This window comes from Pandoraea pneumonica (genome assembly GCF_049918595.1).
GTDB classification, from domain to species: Bacteria; Pseudomonadota; Gammaproteobacteria; order Burkholderiales; family Burkholderiaceae; genus Pandoraea; species Pandoraea pneumonica_A.
Genome location: NZ_JBNCRZ010000005.1, coordinates 241,917 through 259,624, shown reverse-complemented (window position 1 = coordinate 259,624; position 17,708 = coordinate 241,917). Strand labels below are relative to the sequence as shown.

The following is a 17,708-nucleotide window of genomic DNA, read 5'->3' as shown; positions in this document are numbered from 1 at the left end:
TTGGCGTTCGTGGCATTCGTTGTGGGATGGGCGGCAATGTCGGTCTGCGGGTACGGACATACCCTGCGCCGCGATGACGACAGTTTGCCAAAAGTCGACGTATTATGGAGCAGCTTTCGCCCGACCATCCGTGCCGTGGCGTAGTCAGTCGCTCGATATCCCAACCACCATGCGCCGTGCGCGCTGCTCTTGACGGGGATTCCATCATGCAACGTCGTCGTTTTCTCTCGCTAGCCGCCTCCACCGTGCCGGCCGCCATGCTGCCCGCCGCATTCTCCAGCGGGGCCAACGCCGCCGCCACGCAACCGAGCGGGGCTAACGCGCCTAACGCCGCCGACGGCTGGCGGACCTTCGAATTGACGACGCAAGTCGACTTGCCCGCCTCGGCAGGCCCGGCCAACGTCTGGCTGCCGGTCGCTATCTCACCGTCTGCGACGTATCAGCAGGCGCTCGGCACCCGCTGGGAAGCCCCGGGCGCACAGGCCGAACTGCGCAAGGTGCGCGGTGCGGCCGGGGTCGATGTCCCGATGCTCGCCGTGGCATGGCCCGATGCCCCAGCGCAAGGTGCCCCGGCGCGCACGGTCACCCTAATCAACACGTTCACCACCCGCGACCGCCGGGTCGATTTATCGCAGCCGCCGTCCGCCAATGCACCGCGCGAATCGGCCGAAGTGCTGCGCCGCTATCTGCAACCGACCGAATTGCAGCCGACCGACGGTCTGGTACGCGAAACGGCCCAACGTATCACGCGCGGGCAGGACGGCGACGTCGCCAAAGCGCAGGCCATCTATCAGTGGATCGTCGATAACTGCCGTCGCGAAGGCTCCGTACGCGGTTGCGGCACTGGCGACGTGCGTTACATCCTGACGACCGGCAATCTCGCGGGCAAATGCGCCGACATCAATGCACTCTTCACGGCGCTCGCCCGCTCGGTCGGCATTCCTGCACGCGACGCGTATGGCGTGCGCGTGGCCGCATCGAATCACGGTTTCAATAGTTTGGGCAAAGCAGGCGACGTGACGCGCGCCCAGCACTGCCGCGCTGAATTCTATGCGGCGGGCTATGGCTGGGTGCCGGTCGATCCAGCCGATGTGCGCAAGGTCGTGCTCGAGGAAGTGCCGGGCGGCCTGCCGGTCGACGATTTGCGCGTGCGCGCGGCTAGGGCGATGCTTTTCGGTCAGTGGGAGATGAACTGGGTCGCGTTCAACCACGGCGCCGACGTGCCGCTGCCGGGCGCTCACGACAAGCGCGATGGCACGGTGCCGTTCCTCATGTATCCGAACGGCGAAGTCGCACAAGGCAAGCTCGACAGTCTGGACCCGGACGCGTTCCGCTACCGCATGAGCGCGCGCGAACTCAAGGCTTGATCGGTAGCGTCAAACAACGAAGGAGAGCTTCACCATGCAACGCCGTCATTTTCTTCAGACGCTTGGCGCACTCGGCACAGCCGGTGCGCTGGCTGGCATCGACACGCCTGCGCTTGCGGCAGGACCAGGCAAGGCCGGTGGCGAAGTCGACGACAGTGCGCTCGCGGGCACGTCCGGTGGCACGCTCTCGGCCTGGCGCGGGGCGACGCCCGCGTTCACGCTGGAGGGGCTGGACGGCAAGCAACACGCGTTGTCCGAGTGGCGCGGCCGTGTGGTGGTGCTCAACTTCTGGGCCACGTGGTGCGGCCCATGCCGCGACGAGATTCCCGCCATGGGCGCAGTCGCCCGGCAATACCGTGATCGCGGTCTGGCGCTCGTCGCGGTCAACGTGAAAGAGTCGCCGCCGACGGTCAAACCGTTCCTCGCCAAGCTGCCGATCGACGGCACCGTATTGCTCGATCGGGACGGTACCGCGTTCAAGAGCTTCGGCTCGCTCGGGCTACCGGCGACGTATCTCGTCGACCGCGCAGGCAACGCGCGCTTCTGGCGCATGGGCGAATTGGAATGGAGCGACGTCGGCCTGCATGGGCATATCGAAGCGCTGCTGCAACAGAAAGGCGGGGCGACGGCTTAAGGACGCCGCGCACTTGCGTGACGGGACGTGGCGAAAGGCGGCGCCCGGTTGCGGCTCACACCGCTCAGGTCGCGTCGCCGAGCCGCTTCACGCGATAGTCGAGTTGCGATCGCGTGATACCGAGCAAACCGGCGGCGCGCGAAATGTTGCCGCCCGCTTGCTTGACCGCCGCGCGCACCAGCGCATCTTCCATCTGCGGCAGCGACATCGTCCCCTGTCGCACGACGTCCTCTGCAATCGCATCGAGCGATACCCCCGGCGCATCGCCGTCCGCCCCCTCGCCCGGTGGCGCATCGTGGTGATCGGTCAGTCCCCCGTCACGACCGACTTCAAGGAACGCCGATGCACTCAGTGCATCCTCGACGCTCGTCAGATGCACGATGTCGAGCGTCTCGCCCGCGGGCACCATGATCAGGCCGCGCTCCAGCATGTTCTCCAGTTCACGGATATTCCCCGGCCAGTCGTGATGCATGAGCGCCTGCATCGCACGTTGCGAGATCGACGGCACTGCGCGCGAATGTCGGTTTGCAAACCGACGCAGCAACACTTGCGCAAGCACCGGAATATCGTCGCGGCGCTCGCGCAGCGGCTGAATCAACATTGGAAACACATTGAGGCGGAAGTAGAGATCCTCGCGAAAGCGCCCTTCCTGCACGGCGATCTTGAGCGGTTCGTTCGTGGCAGATATCACTCGGACATCGGTGGTCACGGTGCGATTACTGCCCAGCCGCTCCATTTGCCCGTTTTGCAGTACGCGCAGCAGTTTGCCCTGCGCGGTCATGCTCAGCGTGGCAATCTCGTCGAGAAACAACGTGCCGCCGTGCGCGGCTTCGAAACGGCCGACGCGCGCCGTGGTCGCCCCCGAATAGGCGCCGCGCTCGACGCCGAACAATTCCGACTCGATCAAGGCTTCGGGAATCGCCGCGCAATTGACTTCGATGAATGGCTGCGCCGCGCGCTGGCTCAGTCGATGAATTTCGCGCGCGATCAGGCTCTTGCCGACGCCGCTCTCACCGAGTAACAGCACCGTCGCCTGTGTGCCCGCGACGCGCTCAATCTTGTGTCGCAGCAGCGTGAAGGCCGTCGACGTCCCCGTGACGAGCGATTCCGGGGCATCGGCGATCGTCACGGCATCCGGCGTGTCGGCGAGAGCGTCCGAGGGCGAAGCCTCGCCTTCAGCACCATGACTGCCGTCACGTCCATCATGGCCCGACATCGTCGCGACATGAATTCGCGTTGGCCGCTCCTGCGGCAGCAAATAGCGAAGATCTTCCTGCGCGTCCGCCCACTCGCTCGCAGGCCGCGCGATGATTCGGCAGTGCACGTGCCCCATCGATCGGCATTCGACTTCACGCACGACGATCTGTCGTTGCGCGCAGACCGTGAGATATCCCGAGCAGTAGCCCACGGCGTTCCAGCACACTGCGTGCGCACCGACGCCATGCGAGGCAATGTGCGCCTCGTCTTCCAACGACTCCTTCCAGATGGCTTCGCCACAATAGTCGTCGGCGTGCAGGTCGCCCGCCGCCAGTCCCGGCCCCGCATGCTCAGGTAGCAGAAAGCCCTGCAACGCGTGCAGCGTCCCACCGGCATTGAGGACCTCACGCCATGAGACGTTGGGGCCGCCCATCTTAGTCACCATCTCGGCATCGCGCTGCCCTGCCTCGTACCCGATGCGCGTGATGATCATGCGCGTCTGCTCCATACCAAGCGTCTCGATCAATGCGTCGCGCAGCGCGGCAAAGGCTTGCGCATGCAGCAAAACGACGCGTCGTTCACCCAGCCAGATACGGCCTTCTGCGACCGAAAAGCGCAGGCGGTTGGCGAGATCGCGAACTTGCGGGAGTTTGAGATCGACGAGCACGTCGGGTACGGCTATGCCCTTCGGGGGCGGGGACACTGGCATCTACAACCTCGACTTGCGGGCTTCAGGATTCGCGCGAGCGGCATTTCCTGAAATTATGAAAACGTGTCTCCTTCGGTCTCGCGCGAATTCATGAAATTCTGAAATTCGTGCGGACAGGGTCGCGCTACAGCAGAGCGAGATCATCGCAAAATCCGGGCGATGTGTGGCGCAGCATCACGAAAAGCACGGGTAAACGTGGAAATTCGCGCGGCCTCGCGTGAGATTCGTGAGACTGGCACGGTATTCGCTATATCGATGACACCTCCCTGAAAACAAGGGACGAACGCGACGCCGCCGAAGCATGCCGGACGGCGCTCGCTCATCGATAACGAAAGTGAGAAGGAGACAAACCGTGGCGAATATTTCGAACCTCGGATACCTCGTGCTTGGCGTAAGCGATCTCGACGCTTGGGAGCGCTTTGCGCTCGACGTCGTCGGCTTACAAGCGGGTCATCGCATCGCCGGAGAAACGCTGGCGCTGCGCATGGACGATTACGCGCAACGCATGTTGCTCGTCAAACACGATGCCGACGACCTGCTCGCCGCTGGCTGGGAGCTCGCGAACGACGAAGCACTCGACGCCTTCGTCGCGTCGCGTCGTGCTGCCGGTACCGCGGTTGAAGCGGGCGACGGCGCGTTAGCTGCACAGCGTGGCGTCACCCGCTTGTTCTGGTGCGAAGACCCCGACGGCATTCGCCACGAGTTCTATGTCGGCGCCACACGCGCCCCGATGTCGGCCCCGTTCCGCTCGTCGGTCATGCGCGGCGGCTTCAGTACTGGGCGCCTCGGCGTCGGCCACCTGGTCGCTGTGCCGAAAGACCCTGTTGCCACCGACGCCTTCGTACGTCACACGCTCGGCCTGAAGGTCAGCGACTACATCAGTGGTGAGATTGCACCAGGCGTCGTCCTCGACATTGCGTTCTTCCACGCGGCAACGGGCCGTCACCACTCACTCGCCAGCGCGCGCGTGCCGTTCCCGCATGCCAAGCGCATTCATCACATCATGGTCGAGGCGCTCGACATGAACGATGTGGGGCTCGCCTATGACCGCTGTGTGGCCGCCGGGCTGCCCATCGTCATGGAGCTCGGCCATCACCCGAACGACCAGATGTTCTCGTTCTATGTGAAAACGCCATCCGGCTTCGCGCTCGAATTCGGCGCAGGCGGCGTTGTCGTCGACGACGCCCAATGGGAAGTGCGCCGCTACGCGCAACTAAGCGACTGGGGCCACCGCCATCCAGCCCACTAATTCAGCCGATTAATCCGGCCCACGAATTGGCCCATTCATTGGCCAATTAGTCGGCCCACTGACCGACGCCAGCTACGCGCCGGTCCATCAGCCAAACCTCGATGCATGACCGAAGACGCCAGACTCGCCGAAGTCTGGCGGTGGCGGCGTGCGTCCTTACGCCTGGAGTCCGATATGGCTATCGCCTCGCATGCTTCGATCGCAGCCGCTGCGATCCCCCCGCGCCCCGCCGTGCCGTATCCGCCGTTGGCCGCCGACACGTTCAAACATGGCATGCGCCGTCTTGCCGGTGCCGTGTGCGTCATTGCCACAGGTGCCGAAGGTACGCGTGCCGGACTGACCGCCACCGCCGTGTGCTCGGTTAGCGCCGAGCCGCCGCGACTGCTCGTCTGCATCAACCAGAGCGCCAGCGCTTACGAGCGCATCGCTAGCGAAGGCCGCTTGTCGGTGAACGTCCTGACCAGCGAACAACAACCCATCGCCGAGCGCTTCGCCACGAGCGCCATCAAGGGCGAAGCGCGCTTCGAAGATTTCGAAAACGCCACTTGGCGCGAGGTCGGTCACGTGCCGTTGCTCGACGACGCCTGCGTCGCATTCGCGTGCGAGATCGTCGAGCGCATTCCCGCCGCATCGCATTCGATTTTTCTGTGCGACGTCGTGACTTGCCGCATCGGCGGTAAGGCCGGAAGCGCCGCCGACGGCCTGTTGTATTTCGACGGCCGCTTCCGCCGTCTCGATGCGGGTGAAGCGCCCGCCTGAGCGCGCCGATTTGCCCCATCTGTTCCGCACCACATTCAAGCCCACACCCAAGTACTAAGGAGACAACCATGGGTATTCGTACCGGCCAGCAGTTCATTGCCTCGCTGCAAGACAACCGCAAACTTTATATCGACGGCAAGCTCGTGCGCGACGTCACCGCCTACGGTCCGCTTAAAGGCGTGATCGCCACGATGGCCGCACTCTACGATCAGCAGCACGATCCCGCGCATGCCGACCTGCTGACGTATCGCTCGCCGACGACCGACGAGCCCGTGTCGAAGACGTATCTCGAGGCGAAGACGCAAGAGGAATTTCGTCAACAGGCGGCGTGCTTTCACTTCCGCACACAATCGACCTTCGGCCTGATGGGACGCCTGACCGACTTCATGTCGGGCTTTCTGCTCGATCAGGCGGTCGGTCTGCGCGCCATGGGCAAATTTGATGCGGCCGAGCGCGCACAACGCATCGTCGAGCATTGCCGCGAGAACGATCTTCAGGTCACCCACGCGCTGATCGATCCGCAAACGGACCGCTCGAAACCGGATGCACCGGTCGAAGCCGTGCGCGTTGTCGAGCGCCGCGCCGACGGTGTCGTCGTGAGCGGCTGCCGCATGCTCTCCACGCTCGCTCCGGTCGCCAATGAGTGCTACGTCGGCCCGTTCTTCCCGCGCAAAGCCGGTGAGGAAGATTTCGCGCTGGCGTTCCTGATTCCGATGAACGCGCCGGGCCTGTCGATCCTTGCCCGCGAATCGTTCGATCGTGGCGAAGACCGCGCACAAGGCACATTCGATCGCCCGCTCTCTTCGCGCTTCGACGAAGGCGACGCGATTCTGCTGTTCGACCGTGTGTTCGTGCCGAACGACCGTCTCGTCGTCAACGGCGATATCGACGCCTACAACACGATGATGAAGCTCGCGACGGGCTACACCTTCGTGCAGGCGTGCACCCGCTCGACCATGAAGTTGCGCTTTCTCACCGGGCTGGCGACAGCCATCGCGCGCGCCAACGGTCGTGACAAGACACCGCGTTTCCAGGCTGCCATCGGCGAGCTGTGCGGTCTGGTCAACGTAGCAGAGGCCATTCGGTCCGGTGTGATTTCGCAAGCGCACGCGCGCGTGAGCGCCTTCGAGCGCGGCGACATCATGCAAGAGGGAGACGGCCGTGGCGAGCCCAAATTCGCCCTGGGTGCCGGCATGGCCGCGCTCAACTTCTTCTTTCCGAGTGCCAACACCAAGGCCGCCGAAGTGCTGCGCATGGCAGCCGGATCGGGTGCCCTCGCCGTGACCGAAGCGGACTACAACCATCCGGACATTGGCCCGTTGCTCGACCGCTGGCTGATCGGCCCCAACATCAACGCCCGCGATCGACTGCGTCTCATGAAGATGGCGTGGGACATGACCGGCACGGAGTTCGGTTCGCGTGCCGGGCTTTACGAGCGCCTGTACTCGGGCGATCCGGAGCGCAACGCCATCGGCTGGTTCCACAGCCCGATCACGGCGGAGTGCGAAGCGCTCGTCAAGCGCGCGCTGGAGGGCTGACGTAATGCTCGATGCCAATGCCATCGCGGCAGCAGGCGACGCCTTGTACGACGCCTGGCGCGACGCGCACGCCATCGATCCGCTCTCGCATCGCTGGCCGTCGATCGACATCGACGACGCGTACCGCATCCAGCAGCACCTTGTCGCGCGCCGCGTCTCGGCCGGAGCACGCGTCGTCGGCAAGAAGATCGGCGTCACGAGTCAGGCGGTAATGCGCATGCTCGATGTCGATCAACCCGACTTCGGCATGTTGCTCGACGACATGGCGTTCGGTCGCGGCGCGCAGATCGACGCGAGCCGTTTGATCGCGCCGAAGGCCGAAGGCGAAATTGCGTTCGTACTCAAGCGCGACTTGTGCGGGCCGGGTGTGTCGGCGGCAGAAGTGCTCGCCGCGACCGAGGGCGTGATGGCCTGCTTCGAGATCGTCGACTCGCGCATTCGAGACTGGCGCATCGGCATTGCCGACACGGTGGCCGACAACGCGTCATGTGGCGTCTACGTGCTCTCGGATCGCTTGGTGCCCGTCAACGGCGACAGGGCTGCCGATCTGTTCAGTTGCGGCATGGTGCTGGAGAAGAACGGCGAGGTGGTGGGTCTCGGGGCGGGTGCCGCCACGATGGGCAGTCCGGTCAATGCCGTGGCGTGGCTGGCCAACACCTTGGGCAAGCACGGCATCGCGCTCAAAGCGGGCGAGGTCATTTTGTCCGGTGCGCTGTCGGCGATGGTGCCGGTACGCGCAGGCGACTTCCTGCATCTCACGCTCGGCGGCATCGGCGAGTGTTCCGTACGTTTGATTTGAAGTGACAAGGGCGGTGCATCGCGAGATGCAGCCGCCCATTTTTATGATCGAGAGGAGACAAGTCATGAGCGTTCTCACCGAAGCATCCACGAGCCGGGTCGTCACGATCGACGCCCCCGGCCTCGAACAATTCCCCATTCATTACAACGAAGCCGGTACTGGCCCGGCACTGGTCATGCTGCACGGCGGTGGCCCGGGGGCCAGCGGCTGGAGCAACTACTACCGCAACATCGAACCGCTGGTTGCCGCCGGTTTCCGCGTGATCTTGATGGACTGCCCGGGCTTCAACAAATCGGGCGAAATCGTCTCCGACGTGCAGCGCGGCCTGCTCAATGCCCGCGCGGTGAAAGGTCTGCTCGATGCGTTGGACATTCGCGTCGCGCATCTGGTCGGCAACTCGCTCGGTGGCGCGACGGCGCTGAACTTCGCGCTCGAATTCCCCGAGCGGCTCGACCGGCTGGTGCTCATGGGCCCGGCGGGGATGGGGCACAGCCTGGTGCAACCGAATCCGCAGGAAGGGATTCGCAAGATGTTCAAGCTCTACACCGCGCCGAGCTACGAGAACTTCGTCGACATGCTCGACGTGTTCGTCTATGACCCGTCGGCCATCACCGAGGAGCTTCGACGTGGCCGCTGGGACAACATCGCCGCGTACCCGGCGCATCTGCGCAACTTCGTCGAGAGCGTGAAACAGGCGCCGGTCACGAGCTGGGACGTGTCGTCGCAAATTCATCGCATCAAACACAAGACGCTCGTCACGTGGGGGCGTGACGACCGCTTCGTGCCCATCGATAACGGCCTGAAGCTGCTGCAAGGTCTGGCCGACGCGCAACTGCATGTGTTCTCGCGCTGCGGCCATTGGGCGCAATGGGAGCACGCCGACGCCTTCAATCGGCTCGTGACCGATTTCCTGAGCGCACCGGCGAGCGCCGCCTGACAACAGACCTCTGGAGGAGACAATGCATAACAACGATCAAAAGCACTTCCGCGCGCACAAGTCCCATACGTCGTGTACGTCGTTTTACCGGCTAGCTGCGCTGGCCACGTTGAGTGTTGCAACGTTCATGGCAGCACCGGCGCAGGCGGCTGGTCACTACGTGCCGGGGGTCGAAGGCATCCAAGCCGCATCGGTGCCGGGCCCCGGCATGTATTTCCTCGGCTACGCCGTGAACTACAACATCAATCGCGTGACCGAAGCGCCGGGGAACAACGACGGCACGGTCAACGCGTTGGCGTTGCGCGGCGCTTGGATTACGCAGGCGACTTTCCTCGGCGCGAACTACGGCGTGGAAGCCATCGTGCCGATGACGGCCAAGTCGTTCACGTTCAACGGCATCGGTTACTCGGGCAGCAGTCGCGGTGTGGGCGACATCTATGTCAGCCCGTTGGTGCTCGGCTGGCATGGCGCCCAGTGGGACCTCTCGTTCGGGCTGGGACAGTGGCTCAACGTGGGGACCTTCTCGGCGACCGATCCGTCGTCGCCCGGTAACGGCTACTCGTCCACGATGCTCTCGTTCGGCGGCACCTATTACCCCGATGCAGCAAAGCAATGGTCGCTGTCCGTGCTCATGCGTGCCGAGAAAAATTATTCGCAGCGGCAGACCGGCATCACGCCGGGTAACGGGTTAGTGGTCGAGTGGGGGGTGGCGCGCCACATCACACCGACCACGCAAATGGGGCTGGTCGGCTACTACCAAGGGCAGATCTCGAACGATAGCGGCGACGGCGCCAGCCCGATGCGACCACGCAAAGCCGCAGTGGGGGTGCAGTTCGACTGGCTGATCCCGAGCGAGAAGCTGTTCCTGAAGGTAGCCGGGTACACCGAGTACATGGCTGGGGGCGGCTCGACGAAGGGCAACTTGATCCGACTGGCGCTCGTTAAGGCCTTCTGAGCGTAAAAATGCCCGCGACTTGCCTCGCGGGCATTTTCATCGCGCCAAGCCAGCTCACGCTGCGTTATCCCCCGCCTTCGCCGCCGCGCGCACATGATCGAGCAATCGCGCCGTCGGCCCGGCGAGTACCCCTTCGCGATACGCGAAATGTAGCGGCGCGCGCGGGGCGGGTGTGAGTGGCCGATAGACAATGCCTTCCACCTGCATGCGCATTAGCGACGCGGGAACGATCGACACGCCCAGCCCGGCGGCGACCAGCGAGAGTGTCGACGGCAGGCGCGGCGCCTCTTGCTCGATGTGCGGACTGAAGCCCGCCCCGTGGCACGCGGCAATGATCGCGTCGTATAGCCCCTGCCCTGTGCGGCGCCGATAGAGAATCAGCTTCTCCGCCGAGAGTTCGGTCAGCGGCACGGCCGCCTTCCCTGCGCGCCCTTTGCGCGCGAGCGGATGCGACGACGGCACCGCCAGCACCATCGGTTCCTCCAACACCGGCATGATCGCGATCTGCGCGATGTCGCCGAGTGGCTGGCGAATGAAGACCGCATCGAGCTGGCCGTCGCGCAAACCATCGATGAGCTCCGTCGTGCTGCTCTCGTCGAGCATGAGCGACACCGCCGGGGCATCGGCCCGGAACGCCCGAATCACCGCAGGGACGAACGGATGCAATGCCGACGAACTCGTGAAGCCCACTGCCAAGCGCCCTTTCACGCCAGCCGCCACACGGCGCACGTCGTCGACCGCCTGATCGAGCTTGCGCACCACGTCGTAGGCGTCGCCCAGAAACGCCTGCCCGGCGTCCGTGAGTGCCATGCCGCGCGGCAGTCGCTCGAAGAGCGTCACGCCTAGCTGCGTCTCCAGCACACGGATCTGTTGCGAGAGCGGCGGCTGCCCGATGCCGAGCCGCTCGGCGGCGCGCGTCATGTGGCCCGTTTCGGCCACCGCAATGAAATAGCGCAGCAGACGGATATCAATGTTTGCCATATTGGTTCGATATGATTCAAGTCACTTCCATATATTGGACAATATAGCGCAATCGACCTACTCTGACGGTGTCCCGCGCGGCGCCCGTGCATCCCCTCACACGATGTCACCTCCTGCCGGGCGGCCCCCACGGCTGTTGTAGTTTTAGAAAGATCCCGCCATGCAAATTCCGGCTCCGCCCACCAAGCTCGCCTCGACGGCGACGCGTCCGCCCGACACTTCGACCCCTCATAGCCCCGGCATCACCGGCCCCGACGACACCGTCATTCCCAGCATTCGCCAGCTTTTCTTCGGCTTTCTTGGCTTGGGAATGACGGCATTCGGCGGCGCGTTGCCGCTGGCACGCCGCATGATCGTCGAAAAGCACCGCTGGCTCACACCTCACGAATTCACCGATTTGCTTGGGCTGTGTCAGTTTCTGCCCGGCGGCAACATCATCAATTTGTCCGTCGCGCTGGGCATGCGCTTTCACGGCTGGCGCGGGGCGCTCGCGTCGATTCTCGGACTGATTGCCGCGCCTTCCGCCGTCGTCATCATGCTCGGCATGGTGTATCAGCACTTTCAGAACGACCCGCATGTGAAGCATCTGTTTGCGGGTCTCGCCGCCGCGGCCGCGGGCTTGCTGATTCAGATGGCGTGGAAAGTGTCGTGGCCGCTGCGTAAGTCCGTCGTGCTCGCGGGTGTGGCGGCGGCGTGTTTCATCATGATCGCCGTGCTGCGTGTGCCGCTCGTGCTCACCATGCTCATCATGACGCCGCTCTCGATTTACGCCACGTGGAGGGTTTCGCAATGACCGGCACCCTCATCTCGCTTGCGCTCATCTTCACGCAGCTCTCGGTGCTCGCGTTCGGTGGTGGCAACACCATCCTGCCGGAGATGGAGCGTCAGGTCGTCGACATTCACCACTGGATGACGTCGGAAGAATTCAGCGCGTTGTTCGCGCTCGGGCAGGCCGCGCCCGGCCCGAACCTCATGATCGTCACGCTGGTGGGCTGGCATGTGGCGAGTTGGCAGGGCATGCTCGTCACCACGCTCGCGAAGTTCGGGCCGTCGTCGCTCATCACCATCTTCGTGCTGCATTTGTGGCAACGCTTCAAAGACCGGCCGTGGCGACGTATCGTGCAGGCCGGGTTGATGCCGATGACGGCAGGACTGGTTGCCGCGAGTGCGGCGTTGATCGCCCAAGCGTCGGCCACGTCGTGGTTGCTTGCAGGCATCACCGCGAGCGTGGCCGTACTGGCGATCCGCACCCGCGTGCATCCGCTGTGGTGGTTGGCCGCGGGCAGTGTGGCGGGGTTGGTGGGTGGCGCGTGGTTGTGACGCGCGCTTATCGGTGACGCCAGTTCGGCTGCCCTCGTCGGTGGCGTGACTTGGATGGTCGGCTGGGCTTCTTGCGCCCACCGCCCGGAGGATCGGGAGGGTTGTCGTCCTCGCCGCCCGCTCCCTCGGCTGGCGGTATGTGCCCGGTTTCCCCCGCCAAACGAACCGTGTCAAACGATGCGTACCAGTGACGCTCGCCCATGACCTCCACGCCTTTCACAAGGTTGGCCCACGACGGTGAGCCGACCACCACTGATGCCGGGGTATCCATGCGCGCCAATGCCATTAAGCCGGACTGGCATTCGGAAGCCGGTGTACCGGGGGCATCTCGCTCAGCGGCGAGCACCCGCACCAGCCACTGCGCCGCGTTCATTGGCATCGATGGTGGACGTGATGCCGCCTCATCGCGGGGGCGATCGTCAGACGCCTGCCAAGTGCCGTAGACGGAGATATCGCGCATCACGGCTTCGCCTAGTCGCGCGAGCATGTCGCCGCAAGTGATGCCGTGGGTTCTCGCGTAGATCAGTGCCAGCTTCGTTTTCACGCGCCAATCGATAGGCTTGTGGGCGCAATCGTCGCGCACGCTATTGGCGATGAGCTTCACGATGCGCGATCGCACGCGCGTCAACGCATCCCTATCGGTGAGTCTTCGACGCCAGTCACGGATGGCCGTCTTCCGCTCCTCCGTTGTTTGCTGCGGTGAGGCATCGGGGGATTGATAAGCGACGAGATCGTCCGTGCTCTCGTTCGAATCGAATAGTTGGGGGTCGACCGGGTGGACCGAAAACGTCGGGTCACCCGGCGTGTCGTGTTTCCAGTCCGGCACGAGTAGGGCGTGAAGCCACGCGAACGAATCGTCATGTTGAATCAGCGTGTGCGGGTGCTTGTCGAGATGAATCGAGGCGGCGTATTTGTCCGCGAGGACGAAACCGAGCCCGTGAGCCAGCAAAGCGCATAACGTGGTGACCCGAGTGCTTTTCACATCGGTGTCTTGCGGTGTATTCGACAAATGGACAATCAATGCCTTGGCGATTTCGATGTCCGCCAATCGGCGATTGGACCTTGGGCAACGCGTCAACGCCAACGCATCGTCGTACTGGCGGTTTGCGCGGCGTTCTGCGTGCGCAAGGCACATATCCTGCGCGGCGCGCCACTTCTCGTACGCCGACGGCTGCGGGAGTCCACCCATCGCCCGCGGCATCCAGTTTCCCGAGCGCAGCCACGGCGAGAAGTGTTCCGAAATCAGGGCTTTCACATTCCTTGCCGCGCACAACCCCAAGCCCAAGCCCACGGCAAGGGCAAACGGTGCGCAATACTGGTTCGCATAGTTCAGCCGTCCAAGTCCCTCGCCTCGCCGTGTAAGCGCGGCAGTCGTGGCGTTGAAGAGTGAAAACTCGCAGCCACCGTGCCGGTCGGCACAATTCACCGCGGCCGCAAAGTTTTGCTCAAATTCGCCCAGTTGAAGCCATTCCAGAACTTCGCCGAATTCCGGGCGCGACGCCGTCCGGTTCGGTCCTGTATAGGGGAAAAATTGCACAGTCGACGATCTCCGGTGAGTGGTTAGGCCGCGCAGCTTGCCGCGCCCACGCCCGCAGCGCTTCCGGGATTCCTCGTATCAATGTGGCAAAACGCTTCGCGACGATTGTCGACGGCGACGATTCGGGGCTTCCAGCGGCCTCGCTGCAAATCTGGGATGATGTCGCCATTACGCCGCCCGGCGGCAGTTGCATACTGGCGACTTCCTGCCGCCCGCTGCCACGCTGCGGCCCTGATCCACGGAGACACCATGCCGACCCTTGCCACCCTTGCCACGTTTTTCGCCGTCGTCCTCGGGCTGTTCCTGATTCCCGGCCCGGCTGTGCTGCTGACCATCACCCGCACCGTACAGGGCGGACGCCGCGCTGGCGTCATGACCGGCATGGGCATTGCGCTGGGCGACCTCGTCCATACCTTGTGCGCGGCCGTGGGTTTGTCGGCGGTGCTGATGACTTCGGCGCTCGCGTTCGACGTCGTCAAGTACATCGGGGCGGCTTACCTGATCTACCTCGGTATCAAGGCATTGCGTGAGCGCCCGAGCGACCCGCAGTTGCCGGTCGCACCGCAAGTCTCGCCCGCACGTGCGTTTGCGCAGGCCGTCGCCACCGAAGTGCTCAATCCCAAGACCGCACTCTTCTTCCTCGCCTTCATGCCGCAGTTCGTGCATGCGAGCGAAGGCAACGTGTTCATGCAGTTTCTGGTGCTCGGGATGGTGTTCGTTGCGATGAGTGCTGTGTACACGGCGGCGATTGCCTTGTCCGTGCGCCCGCTTGGCCGGTTCGTGAAGCGCTTTACGTGGCTGTTGCGCTGGCAGGGTAAGATCATCGGCACCATCTTCATCGGACTGGGCCTGCGCGTGGCCATGCAACAGCGGTAACTTGTCCGGGGCCTTGGCGCCCCTCTCAAAGCCGGAGTCGCTCACTATGCAACGCAACGTCTCGCCGCTTCGCATTTCCCGATTGGCTTCGCTCGCCGTCCTTCTCGGCACTGTGACTGCGCCGATGGCCTTCGCCGCCGATGGTGACACCGACGGCGCCCTCTTCTCGCAAGCCGCCGTGGGCGCGGCACCGCCCGCTGGATGGCAGAACCTGCCGGTCGTCAAAGGCAAGAAAATCACCAAGTACACCGTCGTCGCGGATGGCGGACGCAACGTCATCGAAGCCAATTCTGTCGATTCGGCGTCGGCGCTGATGAACAAGGGTAACGGCATTGATCTGGCGGCGACGCCCACCGTCTCGTGGCGCTGGAAAGTGGCGGGGGCGATTCCGGGGGCAGACAACCGCAATGCCGACAAAGAAGATTCACCTGCCCGGATCGTTTTCTTTTTCGATGGCGACAAGTCCTCGCTGCCGTTCGGCGACCGGGCGGCGATGAGTCTCGCTAAAGCAGGCGGCGAAGACTTGCCGTATGCCACGCTGATGTACATCTGGTCCAACGATGCCGAGCCCGGGAACGTGATTCAGAACCCGCACACCGACCGTGTTCAGATGCTTGTGGTCGCGGGTGGCGATGCGAGCATCGGCAAATGGCAGTCCTTCTCACGCAACCTCGCGGCCGACTACGAGCGCATTTATCATGACAAGCCGGGCAAGTTGCTTGGGTATGGGGTTTTCACCGACAGCGACAACACCCATGCGAGTGCGCACGCTTGGTATGGCGACATTCGGTTTAGTCCGGCGAAGTAGTGGCGTCACGTGTGCCTTTCGGCGGGCGATGATTCGTCGATTTTTCGCGTCTGGTTTCGTCTGCTGACACCCGTTTGCGCTCTGCTCGCCACAGTATCGAAAAAAACGCTGCAAGCCCCGTCTGACGGGGCTTTTGCGCTATTGCAACAGTCGCTTGCGTGCTACGCTATCTCGCCTAGAATTTGAGCCAGAGTCTGCTGATCGGCTCACCGCAGTCATCGCATCTCAACGCCCCGCGAGCGCCATGCAAAAGAAACGCCAGCCCAAGGACGTCACGTTCTCCGCCAGTCCGGTCCTGCAATCGCGCATGTCGTTGTGGCGCTCCAAACTGGTTGTCATCGTCATCACCCTCGCCTTCATCGGCCTCGTCGTCCGCGCGTTCTGGATCGCGGGCCCCGGCAACGGTTTCTATATCGCGCAGGGCGAAAAGCGTTACGAGCACACCATCGTCATGCCTGCCGTGCGCGGCAAGATCGAAGACCGCGACGGTCGCGTGCTCGCGACCAGTCTGCCGATGCGCACCGTCTGGGCGGTGCCGACCGAAGTGCCTGACGACCTATCCGACAGCGACATTCAGCAAGCGAGCAAGCTGCTCGACATGCCGGCCAAGGAATTGCGTAGCAAGCTGATCGGCGAGAAGAAGTTCGTCTACATCAAGCGTCAGGTTTCGCCCGAGATCGGCAAGCAGGTTGAAGCGCTGGGCATTCCCGGCGTGTACGAGAGCAGCGAATACAAGCGTTTCTATCCCGAGGGCGATGTTGCGGCGCACGTCGTGGGCTTCACCAATGTCGAGGACAAGGGACAGGAGGGGATGGAGTTGGGCGAGGAGCCGTTGCTTGAGGGCACGGCGGGTGTGCGGCGAGTGATCAAGGACCGGATCGGACGCACCATTCAGGATCTCGACGATTCCAGCCCGCCGCGCGATGGCAAGGACATTCGCCTGACGCTCGATACCCGCGTGCAGTACATCGCGTACGAGGCGTTAAAGAACGCGTTGGATCGTACTGGCGCGAAGGCAGCGATGGCCGTCGTCATCGATGCCAAGACGGGACAGGTGCTGGCCTTGGCGAATCTGCCGACCTACAACCCGAACGACCGAGAGCATTTGACGGGTGAGCAGTTGCGCAACCGGGTGTTCACTGACGTGTTCGAGCCGGGATCGATTCTCAAGCCGTTCACCATGGCGTTGGCGTTGGACTTGCACCGTCTGACACCGGCGACGCTGATCGACACGGGTCCGGGCCGGTATGTGTTTGAGGGCGCGACGATCAGTGACGACAGTGCGAATGGAGTGTTGACGGCGGCGGGCGTGATTCAGAAGTCGAGCAATATTGGGATGACGAAGGTGTCGACCATGTTGCGGGCGGAGGAAATGTGGGACATGTTCACCGAGATTGGGTTGGGTCAGCAGCCGAAGCTGGGATTCCCGGGTGCGGTGTCGGGCCGTTTGCGCCCGTATAAGTCGTGGCGAAGGATTGAGCAGGCGACGATGGCGTACGGGTACGGTATTTCGGCCTCGTTGTTCCAGTTGGCGCGTGCGTACACGATCTTTGCGAACGATGGTGTGTTGGTACCGATTTCGATCATCAAGCCGGACACCCCGGTGCAGCCGGAGGGTGTACGGGTGATTGATACGCGTACGGCGTCGGAGATGCGCAAGATGTTGGCGGGGGTGGTGGATACGGGAGGGACGGCGACGACGGCGCAGGTAGCGGGTTACAGCATTGGCGGGAAGACGGGTACGGCGTACAAGGCGGGCGCCCATGGGTACGATCACTCGAAGTATCGGGCGTCGTTTGTGGGGATAGCGCCGTTGTCGGCGCCGAGGTTGGTGATTGCGGTGTCGGTGGATGAGCCGAAGGCATCGCAGCACTTTGGGGGACAGGCAGCGGGTCCGGCGTTTGCAGAGATTGCGTCCCAGGCCTTACCGTTGTTGGGCATCAGGCCAGACTTGCCGGTAAGACCGGGTGTGATCTTGGCGGCCCCGACGACGGACACGCCGCCGGACGTACCGGGGTCGCATGGTTAGGGCGGAAGTGGTG

16 protein-coding genes are annotated in these 17,708 nt (G+C 63.6%); 13 read left to right on the top strand and 3 right to left on the bottom strand.

The window, feature by feature from the left end; translation table 11 throughout:
* The first annotated feature begins 206 nt into the window (after positions 1 to 206).
* Together ACPWR9_RS21295 and ACPWR9_RS21290 are read left to right on the top strand one after the other, a co-directional pair.
* Positions 207 to 1,367, top strand: coding sequence for a transglutaminase-like domain-containing protein (locus tag ACPWR9_RS21295; protein WP_426300358.1), 1,161 nt, complete (start codon positions 207 to 209; stop codon positions 1,365 to 1,367).
* A gap of 34 nt (positions 1,368 to 1,401) precedes the next feature.
* Positions 1,402 to 2,001, top strand: a complete 600-nt coding sequence (locus ACPWR9_RS21290; RefSeq protein ID WP_426300356.1) for a TlpA family protein disulfide reductase — start codon at positions 1,402 to 1,404, stop codon at positions 1,999 to 2,001.
* 64 nt (positions 2,002 to 2,065) lie between these two features.
* Here ACPWR9_RS21290 and ACPWR9_RS21285 read toward each other — a convergent pair whose 3' ends face one another.
* Entirely contained in the window at positions 2,066 to 3,907 is a 1,842-nt protein-coding gene (locus tag ACPWR9_RS21285) for a sigma 54-interacting transcriptional regulator (protein ID WP_426300354.1), read from the bottom strand.
* A 352-nt stretch (positions 3,908 to 4,259) separates the two neighbouring features.
* Here ACPWR9_RS21285 and ACPWR9_RS21280 point away from each other — a divergent pair, with 352 nt between their 5' ends.
* The 6 genes from ACPWR9_RS21280 (at position 4,260) to ACPWR9_RS21255 (ending at position 10,144) form a co-directional block, all read left to right on the top strand.
* Entirely contained in the window at positions 4,260 to 5,156 is an 897-nt protein-coding gene (locus tag ACPWR9_RS21280; RefSeq protein WP_426300352.1) for a VOC family protein, read from the top strand.
* A gap of 174 nt (positions 5,157 to 5,330) precedes the next feature.
* Positions 5,331 to 5,915 (top strand): flavin reductase family protein, encoded by a 585-nt coding sequence (locus tag ACPWR9_RS21275; RefSeq protein ID WP_426300350.1) that lies wholly within the window; start codon positions 5,331 to 5,333, stop codon positions 5,913 to 5,915.
* A 68-nt stretch (positions 5,916 to 5,983) separates the two neighbouring features.
* A complete protein-coding gene (locus tag ACPWR9_RS21270) occupies positions 5,984 to 7,453 on the top strand; it encodes a 4-hydroxyphenylacetate 3-hydroxylase family protein (RefSeq protein WP_426300348.1) in 1,470 nt (489 codons plus the stop codon).
* Between the two features lie 4 nt (positions 7,454 to 7,457).
* Positions 7,458 to 8,252, top strand: coding sequence for a 2-oxopent-4-enoate hydratase (gene dmpE, locus ACPWR9_RS21265; protein ID WP_426300346.1), 795 nt, complete (start codon positions 7,458 to 7,460; stop codon positions 8,250 to 8,252).
* 64 nt (positions 8,253 to 8,316) lie between these two features.
* Positions 8,317 to 9,189 (top strand): 2-hydroxy-6-oxo-6-phenylhexa-2,4-dienoate hydrolase, encoded by an 873-nt coding sequence (gene bphD, locus ACPWR9_RS21260; protein WP_426300344.1) that lies wholly within the window; start codon positions 8,317 to 8,319, stop codon positions 9,187 to 9,189.
* Between the two features lie 22 nt (positions 9,190 to 9,211).
* Positions 9,212 to 10,144, top strand: a complete 933-nt coding sequence (locus ACPWR9_RS21255) for a SphA family protein (protein WP_426300342.1) — start codon at positions 9,212 to 9,214, stop codon at positions 10,142 to 10,144.
* Positions 10,145 to 10,198: 54 nt separating this feature from the next.
* Here ACPWR9_RS21255 and ACPWR9_RS21250 read toward each other — a convergent pair whose 3' ends face one another.
* Positions 10,199 to 11,125, bottom strand: a complete 927-nt coding sequence (locus ACPWR9_RS21250) for a LysR family transcriptional regulator (RefSeq protein WP_426300340.1) — start codon at positions 11,123 to 11,125, stop codon at positions 10,199 to 10,201.
* A gap of 160 nt (positions 11,126 to 11,285) precedes the next feature.
* On the opposite strand from ACPWR9_RS21250, the gene ACPWR9_RS21245 reads away from it, so the two are divergent.
* Entirely contained in the window at positions 11,286 to 11,918 is a 633-nt protein-coding gene (locus ACPWR9_RS21245; RefSeq protein ID WP_426300338.1) for a chromate transporter, read from the top strand.
* Complete coding sequence (locus ACPWR9_RS21240) at positions 11,915 to 12,445, top strand: chromate transporter (protein ID WP_058377762.1); 531 nt, start codon at positions 11,915 to 11,917, stop codon at positions 12,443 to 12,445. Before ACPWR9_RS21245 ends, ACPWR9_RS21240 begins: the two co-directional genes overlap by 4 nt.
* 7 nt (positions 12,446 to 12,452) lie before the next feature.
* On the opposite strand, the gene ACPWR9_RS21235 is transcribed toward ACPWR9_RS21240, so the two are convergent.
* A complete protein-coding gene (locus tag ACPWR9_RS21235; protein ID WP_426300336.1) occupies positions 12,453 to 13,700 on the bottom strand; it encodes a hypothetical protein in 1,248 nt (415 codons plus the stop codon).
* Between the two features lie 531 nt (positions 13,701 to 14,231).
* Here ACPWR9_RS21235 and ACPWR9_RS21230 point away from each other — a divergent pair.
* From ACPWR9_RS21230 to ACPWR9_RS21220, 3 genes are all read left to right on the top strand, one after another.
* Positions 14,232 to 14,858, top strand: coding sequence for a LysE family translocator (locus ACPWR9_RS21230; protein ID WP_426300334.1), 627 nt, complete (start codon positions 14,232 to 14,234; stop codon positions 14,856 to 14,858).
* A gap of 46 nt (positions 14,859 to 14,904) precedes the next feature.
* Positions 14,905 to 15,666 (top strand): DUF3047 domain-containing protein, encoded by a 762-nt coding sequence (locus ACPWR9_RS21225; RefSeq protein ID WP_426300332.1) that lies wholly within the window; start codon positions 14,905 to 14,907, stop codon positions 15,664 to 15,666.
* 244 nt (positions 15,667 to 15,910) lie between these two features.
* Positions 15,911 to 17,695, top strand: a complete 1,785-nt coding sequence (locus ACPWR9_RS21220; protein WP_426300330.1) for a peptidoglycan D,D-transpeptidase FtsI family protein — start codon at positions 15,911 to 15,913, stop codon at positions 17,693 to 17,695.
* The last annotated feature ends 13 nt before the right edge of the window (positions 17,696 to 17,708 follow it).